Source organism: Shigella sp. SIG6 (assembly GCF_053555815.1).
Window position 1 is genome coordinate 1 of the sequence record NZ_JBQZXC010000268.1, and the last position, 1,112, is coordinate 1,112.

The 1,112-nt window shown below is 49.3% G+C and carries 2 protein-coding genes; both read right to left on the reverse strand.

Annotated elements, in window-relative coordinates; genetic code table 11:
• Positions 1–37: 37 nt before the first annotated feature.
• Positions 38–553 carry a fimbria assembly protein gene (gene sfmF / locus ACUU1M_RS20235; protein WP_024259957.1) on the reverse strand — a complete coding sequence of 172 codons (516 nt, stop codon included), beginning with the start codon at positions 551–553 and terminating at the stop codon, positions 38–40.
• 10 nt (positions 554–563) lie between these two features.
• Positions 564–1,112, reverse strand: a 549-nt coding sequence (locus ACUU1M_RS20240; protein WP_449144782.1) for a fimbrial protein, incomplete at its 5' end; no start/stop codon positions are given.

Sequence of the window (1,112 nt, forward strand, 5' to 3'; positions counted from 1 at the left end):
TTATCGACTACGCCAAATTATACGAATTAATATAATATTAATTATAATTGATCATAAATATCGCATCCGCTTTCGCCACCCCTGGCCGAACACCGCTGGCTAACGCTCGATAATTGGCAAAAAAGTTTAGTGTGACATTGCCGTTTGCATCTACTTCCTCAGTCGGGCTCGCCTCCCCCAGTGCGAGCCGGGAGCGATCGCTATTACGTAATTCGATGGCGACGGTTTGCGCCATTGCGGGATCATCCAGAGCCAGCAGGTTGGTATCGGATGCCGGCGTTCCCGTAAATAAAATCGCAACTGAACCCGGAGGACATCCCTCCAGCCGCAGGCTAAAAGGGACGAGTGCCGTGGTATCGCCAGCGTTCAGTAATTGTGTCGTAGGCCATCTGCCTAAATCTACCGTCTTATCAATATCCGCTGTGTTTACGGTACAGGAGAAATCAACAACATTACCGTGCAAATTGATATTAATCGTTCCTAAAGGGTCAGCTGCCCATCCACTGGAACTCCACAGTAACCCGCAGAAACAGCTAAAGAATACTCTTCTCATTCTCCGTACCTCATTGATAATCGACGCGTAAATACCCCAGCGCGCTAAACGGCCCTTCGGTCGGTTTTTGACCGGTAATACTGATAGGCCAGGCGCGAAGTGTGACATTGGCTGCCGCAGCTGCATCCAGACGGAAAGGAATAACGCTATTGAGATCGTTAGGCGTGATCGGCGTATCGTTCTGATCGGCGACAATAAAACCTAAATCCTGATTGTCCGACACCATCGCCTGACCAGAAACGGCACTGGCTTCCAGACGCATTGTTAAATAAGCCTGCGCAGCAACATTCGTACATTTGACCGCAATGCTCTTGGTTTGCGGCATGACGCCAGCTGGTCGATTCCCCGGCCCTGCCGCACTAAATAACGATGCGCCGATATCACCAAAATCAAATTCAACAATCTGCCCGGCATTTAATTCGCAGTTTTGCGGTACTTCAACCCGGCCACCAAAACTAATGGTATAAACAGGTGTAACCAACGGATCGTAAGGCGTTGATGTCACATACACGGTAAACATCACCTGTCTGGGGATCTCCACCATGTTAATAAAGGGACG